We start from the raw sequence: 6,429 nt of genomic DNA on the forward strand, positions 1-6,429 counted from the left end.
ACCCAGACGCCTCGGCGGCTGCAACTGCCGGGGCGTCACCTTCAAAGCTTGTCGAACCTGACCAACCTGCCTAGCCAGGTCGTTATGTGGCTAACCTACATAGCCTGGCTAGTCAGGTCAAGCTTTTCGGCACAGCTCGCCTAGCCTGCCTAGTCAGGTAGTAGAATCAGGCTCATGGAGCAGCAGCTAGACCCGACTGACCCGCGCCCGCCGTACAAGCAGGTCGCCAACGCGCTGCGCGCGGCGATCCTCACGCACAAGTTCAATGCCGGAGAGAAACTCCCCTCGCAGAACGATCTCGCCACCCAGTACGGCGTCGCCCGCATGACCATCCAGCAGTCTCTGCGCATCCTTCGGGACGAAGGTCTCATCGTGTCCCGCGTCGGCAGCGGCGTGTACGTCCGCGAGCAGGCCGACCAGGCGGTCGGACTCCGGCCCCACATCGAAAAGGCTTTCGAGCGCGACTCAGTCACCATCGACTTTGCCGGCCTGACCGGCGAAACGCTCCTCGGCGCTCTCGAAGAGCCGATCGACCGCATCCGGCGCGGCCGCCTGACTCCCCAGGCCATCACCATTCGGATGCTCCTGCCCGACCTCGCACAACCCTTGGCCGTACCGTCACGCGCTGGCAAGAACCCCGGCGACGACCCCGCAGTCAGAGCCCGCATGGAACAAATCGCTCAGCGCTCAGCCGGAGAAATCGTCGAGTCGATCCGCGAGCTCGGCGAGCTGGGCCTGGTCTCCAAGGTCCACGCCGAAGTCCGAGTCGTCGGCCTGCCGATGATGTTCAAGCTCTACGCCCTGAACGAAGAAGAGGTCTTCTTCGGCTTCTACCCCGTCGTAGAACGCGACGTCGAGATCAACGGCAAGCCGGTCCCAACTTTCGATGCCGTCGGCAAGGACACCGTCCTTTTCCACCACTCAACCAGCGACGACGACCGAGCAACCGGCTCCCAATACGTCGAGCAAGCCCGCCGCTGGTTCGACAGCCTCTGGGGCACCCTCGGGCAGGTCCGCGACCTGTGACCACCGATCCCCTGAAAGAGATCCTCAGCAACGCGGAAGCCGTCCTCTTCGACTTCGACGGCCCCATCTGCTCAGTCTTCGACGGCTACCCTGCCCAGCAGATAGCCGACGAGCTCCGCGAGCTGGCCCACAAGATTCGCGGCAAGTCGGTCTCGGCACTAGACCGTGTCTCCAGTCCACACGAGCTCCTACTAGCCGCGGCCAGCGATCCGGAATTGGCCCAGCGCCTCGAGGCGGCTCTGCAGGAAGCCGAGCTAGCAGCAGTCAGGACGGCTTTGCCAACCCCAGGAGCAGCCGAATCCATCGCGGCCTGCAATGCCAGCGGGCGCGTCGTTGCGATCGTGAGCAACAACTACGGGCAAGCCGTCACTGACTATTTAGCTCGCATAGGACTCGCGGAACAAGTGGCATACATCGTCGGCCGGAACGCCACCGATCCGACCCTCATGAAACCCAGCCCCCATCTCATCGAAAAGGCGATCCAGGCTCTCAATTTGGAGTCTTCCGACTGCGTCTTTGTCGGCGACCAAACCACCGACATCGAAGCGGGCCGAGCAGCGGGCGTACCGACTATCGGCTACGCCAACAAGCCCGGCAAGGTCGACGCACTCCAAAGCGTCGGAGCCGACGTTGTCCTGACCGGAATGCTTGAACTGGCGGAAGCGATCCACTGAAAGCGCGAACCAGCCAGAGGCGTCAGAGGGCGAACCGATTTGCCGGGTTATAGATATTTACAGTCATCGGTTCGCTCCTGGCCACCACACGATCACCCAATACAAGAAATGCCTCTACGAGATGTGATCCAGTATAGGATGTGTTCTCCCAGTTTACGCTCTCGTCGGGGGACAACCTGCCCGAAAGGGCTTTAGCTTTGAAGAACCCACCACGTAAGCCTGATACTGAACGCGCGTGCCCACCAGTATTTGTGACCCGCCACCAGATCTCATAGAACCCTGGAGAGGTCACGGCAGCCTGGAATTGAAGACTCTTTCCCGCGAACAGCAACGGGCCATCACTGGGGTAGACGCTCCACTTTCCACGCCTCCCGCGCTGTTCGCGCGCTGTGACCGCGATTCGATAGCGATTGTCCAGCGCTTCGTACCAGCCCATCGCAGCCGGCGACTGCATGTGGGATGAATCTGCAAGCTGAATACCAAAATCCGCCTTGGCGGGTAAGGGGAAGCTCTCCCCCAGGAGTTCCCTCCACTTCTCTGCCGCCTCGACCGCATCCACTGAAGCGATCGCATCTGCCGCTAGTCCGCAGGCCTCTGAAAGCTCCTTCTTGAAATCCTTGAAACTAGCATCATCCCATCGAGCCGCGAGATTCTCATCTGCCAGAACAGGATTGCTAATAACCGGCGCGCTACTCAGTGGAGAAAGTACAGAATGCAGCTGGTCAAGTATGGCCTTTATCCGCTCTCCATCGTCGCTCAGAGTTGACATATTCTCTGAGATCAGGACTTGCAAAACGATTGACTTGATCGCCTTCTTTACATCCTGATGTTCATTTCTCCAACGCTTGAATATTTTTACGGTTCGGCGAAATTGCTCACCTTGAGCGGCGCACCAATCGGTATATTCTCCAGGAGCAGTCGGGTGCCAGCCAGCATTGCGTCGCGGCGCATCGAGCGGCGCCGTCGAGTCGCCTTGGCAGACCCTGACAGGCACCACGTCCACATGGAAGCTTCCCGAGTAGTCGTCCGCGTATTCCACGCGAACACATGGTGTCTTTGGTACTAGCCGGTCGCGATAAGTGCCATGCTCACTAAGCTTGTCAAACAAGCCTTCTAGAGCAGCCTTCGCTGATTCGCCCAGGTCAGCACACACACAAATTATGTCCACGTCATACTCGCCGCCATCAATGGGCTTAATTGCGGTCCCGTTGGCGAAGGATCCCTGCAGGAACACATCTGACTCATTCAGCCCGTAGGTTTTCACTAGGTAGCTACCTAGAGCACCCTGCGCTGAATCAATCCGATTCACTTGAGTCTGCGTAAGCGATATCGAGTCCACGAACTTGTCAAATGACACAACAGTATTGACCATTACTTTCTATTCCTCCACAGCACCGCCGCCCGTCGCCAGGGTTGTATCGACAAGTGCGCCCTAACATCGCGAAGAAAGATATCTCCATCTGGAGGGTTACCCGCATCGATCTGGACCTTCCCCCATACGGGATCAATCTTGCCGGACTCCCACGCATTTCGAATCGACTCCTCGAAAGCCGCTCGGGTCTGGCTCACAAACTTGCAATAGCTTCTTTGGAGGTAGCGGGATTCGCTACCAATCCACCCCTCATGAAAGGTCAGCCGTTCCTGCAGGTCATGGAACCGTTCCACGATGGCCCTGGCATCTTCTTCACTTCCACCCCGCCGAGCGACACGGTACGCGAGTTCTCGCCATTCCAACGCAGCGCGGTAAGCCTGCGCATACATGTCAAGACGGCGAGTCCGCCTTGTTGAGCCACGCGCCACACTGGCAGTAAATACTGCTACCAACAGCGTCACCACGGCCGCTAACCCCGCAGTGAGGATCTTTATTTCGTTATCACTCATTATGGGCCAAATTAAGCACCACAATTACCAAATACATCACGAGCCCCCCACGCTTAAGTAACCTCAACGTACGACCCACCCCGCGCCAGTCTGCTGTAGCTCAATCCTGCTGTCATCCTCTCGGCCCGTCCGTCGAGCGGTGATACCCAAGCGTTACGTGACGGATCCCCGCGCCCAAGCCGCGCCAAGCACAGCCCGGCCGCCCGTGACCAAAGCTAGTCACCCTCACCGCCAACGCTGATACAGGCGGGTCTCATTTCCGACGGACTCGTGACGACCGCACCCGGGACCGCAACAGCCAGCACCGGCCGCTGCTACGTCCCGCTCGGCAGACCGGCATCCCGACTGTTAGATCGGGACCTTAAGCGGTCTCGATCGTTGCCGAGTCGACCCAACGGGCGAGGAGACTGAACGCAGCCAGTTGCTCCAGCGCAAGGTGTTCATCTGAGACTGCATTTAGTGTATGCATGCCAGGGTTGCGGATCGCCGCATAAAGGCCCTCAGCGAACGACCGCGCACCTCTGTGAAGATTCTTGTAGGTATCACTGCCATCATTTTGCATCAGCCGAAGTCGAGGTTTTCCAACTTCAGGCTCATTCAAGGAGAAGACCTGGTTGAACAGATCGGTCTCTGAAACATCGACACGCGAAATCTTCGCCTGGGTCTCCGCATTGACTCGCAAAGCGGCCTGCATCACGGCTTGGTGAAAGTGAGAATTCCGCCAAAACGAAACTCCGCTTTCCCAAGCCCATGGATGTAGTTGGCCGGCATCCATCTCAGGCGCACCATCACCCAGCCTGTCGCGAAGCTCATCCTCCCTCTCCAGGACAGCTTTGGGCGCGAGATGCCCACTCGCGGAGATAGTTCCATTCCTCATCTTCGACGGGTCGGTCTGCCCGCCACTTCGGAAGGACTCGGTCGAGAATCTGCTCAACCACGTGCGCATGTTGAGCAATCACGGCGTCTGGTTCCCTCTGAACCGTATAAAACATCACGACGCCCGATCCCGGTCGGTTCGGATCGATCTGATCTGAGGCGTACATGAAGTTGGCGATCTCGTTGAGCGCCCACGCCGAATCCACCTTGGACAAATTGCCTCCTCAGGCATCGTGATCAGTGGGTGTAGCTGGCGGCATCGCCCGGGCCAACCTGCCCACAGGGCGGCAGAGTCGATCCAACCCTGCGGAGACGCGCACAGCGTCAGCATCCACGAGCCTGATTGGCCACCGCAAGGTCCAGCGACGAGTCCAGCGACGAGTCCAGCAACAGGCTCCTACAAGCACCGACTCCGGCCGGGCACAGACGCGCCGCAGCAGCAGCGCCACCTGACGCTGCCCCAACAGAAGTCGAGCTGAAAAGCGGAAGGTCGGCGGTTCGAGACCGCCCCTGACCACACACGAACCCTCTCCGGCATCCGGAGGGGGATTTTTCTTTTCCCACGCGAGCTCCGCAGCCGCCTTCCGTCGCTCCGCTCCTCCAGGCGTCAGCTACGCTCGGCTCCCGCCCACCCTCAGGCTTATCGCCGGCGGTGAGCTGCCTGCTTATCGCAGGCCTTGCCCGGCTGGCGCCGGGAGTATCCGGCTAGCGCCGGCGTTTGCGGGCTTATCGCCCGCGCTTGTGTGCTTATCGCGCGCGGCAGACCGCATGCGCTGGACAACCTTCGTCGACGTGACAGCTAGAGCGCGCCCGCGGCTAGTTGGCTGAACACTTCCGGGCACCAGGTGGTGCTATGGCCGATCTTGGAGTCGCGGCGGCGCGCGACCTCGGGGTACGGGTGCGGTACGGGCAGAGACACGTCGGCGACAACTCGTACTGTCGCGAGACATTCAGCGGGTGGGCGCAAGCCTGCTCGGGAGATCTCTCTCGGAGGACCAATGAAGGCACGTGCACTGGGGGCACTGGTAGGAGTCGCAGCGGTGCTGAGCGGGTTGTTGGTGGCAAGTCCAGCGCAGGCTGGCAGCGGACCGGTCTACGCTCGCGTGTACTACCCGAACCCCACCGGCACAGGTGGGGAGACCAGCGGGGACCTCAATTTCCTCAGTCGGTCAGAGGTCAGGGTGCGGTTTCTCAAAGTGCGCGACATCTGTCCCGGTGACGGCCGCCCGGTGCGGGCCGTCGTGGTCGCGACCCGCACCGACGGAAGTCGTGTGAACATCTCCCCGTACTACTCGGACACCAACGGCTGCGGCGCCGACGGCACCCAATTCCCGACGGTCGACCTCCGCGACGGCGGTCGGCGAATCAAATCGTTGAGTCTCAAGGTGTGCGTCTACACAGCAGCGCTCGGCAACGTGAAGTGTGAGACCAGCATTGTCCGGCACAACCCCTACACCTGAGTCTTCTGACAGAAAGCAAGTGACTCGAACCAACCCCTCAAACAGCTGTAACAGCGCCATCTTCGTCACCGGCGCATGGCCGGGGCCTATCGTCGGCGGGTGCCGGCCCGACTGCTGGGACATCCTCGGCGGAGCCGTTTGCCCGATCAGCGTCTGCCGTGATCAGGTACGGGCCCAAGAACCGCCGCAAGACTCACCCCCCGACAGCGTCCAGCTCGCGGCAAACAACGCCGCGTGCAGCGCCTGGTAGATGAGGTCCTCATCGGTGACACGCTCGGGCTCATCGACGGTACCGACATTCCGACGAAGTCCAGCCCGCTCGCGGACTTCCAACGGTGCGCGCGGGTACCTTCACTCGTTCAGCGAAGGTACCCGTCCCATTGACGCAGTAGCGGCTCCCGCCGGGCATCGCGGGCTCGCTCGGGATGATCTCGACTAGGGCGTGTCTGCTAAATCCGGGCGGCGCTGTCGTTGATGATTGGTTGGTGCTTCGTTCTGGTGTGATTTCTGAT

Annotated in this window: 6 protein-coding genes; 3 read left to right on the top strand and 3 right to left on the bottom strand. The window is 60.4% G+C overall.

Translation table 11 applies throughout. The features are described 5' to 3' along the window. Window positions 1-174: 174 nt before the first annotated feature. Together ACLQ2O_RS21330 and ACLQ2O_RS21335 are read left to right on the top strand one after the other, a co-directional pair. Window positions 175-1,026 carry a GntR family transcriptional regulator gene (locus ACLQ2O_RS21330; RefSeq protein ID WP_425833985.1) on the top strand — a complete coding sequence of 284 codons (852 nt, stop codon included), beginning with the start codon at window positions 175-177 and terminating at the stop codon, window positions 1,024-1,026. Then, window positions 1,023-1,700 carry an HAD family hydrolase gene (locus ACLQ2O_RS21335; protein ID WP_425833987.1) on the top strand — a complete coding sequence of 226 codons (678 nt, stop codon included), beginning with the start codon at window positions 1,023-1,025 and terminating at the stop codon, window positions 1,698-1,700. Before ACLQ2O_RS21330 ends, ACLQ2O_RS21335 begins: the two co-directional genes overlap by 4 nt. 22 nt (window positions 1,701-1,722) lie before the next feature. Here ACLQ2O_RS21335 and ACLQ2O_RS21340 read toward each other — a convergent pair whose 3' ends face one another. The 3 genes from ACLQ2O_RS21340 to ACLQ2O_RS21350 form a co-directional block, all read right to left on the bottom strand. Next, entirely contained in the window at window positions 1,723-3,057 is a 1,335-nt protein-coding gene (locus tag ACLQ2O_RS21340; RefSeq protein ID WP_425833989.1) for a nucleotidyltransferase, read from the bottom strand. Window positions 3,058-3,942: 885 nt separating this feature from the next. Further along, window positions 3,943-4,356, bottom strand: a complete 414-nt coding sequence (locus ACLQ2O_RS21345) for a TIGR02391 family protein (RefSeq protein WP_425833991.1) — start codon at window positions 4,354-4,356, stop codon at window positions 3,943-3,945. Window positions 4,357-4,390: 34 nt separating this feature from the next. Further along, on the bottom strand, window positions 4,391-4,672 hold the full coding sequence (locus ACLQ2O_RS21350; RefSeq protein ID WP_425833993.1) for a hypothetical protein: 282 nt from the start codon (window positions 4,670-4,672) through the stop codon (window positions 4,391-4,393). A gap of 783 nt (window positions 4,673-5,455) precedes the next feature. Between ACLQ2O_RS21350 and ACLQ2O_RS21355 the strand changes: the two genes are divergently transcribed. Further along, complete coding sequence (locus ACLQ2O_RS21355; RefSeq protein ID WP_425833995.1) at window positions 5,456-5,917, top strand: hypothetical protein; 462 nt, start codon at window positions 5,456-5,458, stop codon at window positions 5,915-5,917. Window positions 5,918-6,429 lie beyond the last annotated feature (512 nt).

Source organism: Kribbella sp. DT2, from assembly GCF_049844575.1.
Lineage (GTDB): Bacteria > Actinomycetota > Actinomycetes > Propionibacteriales > Kribbellaceae > Kribbella.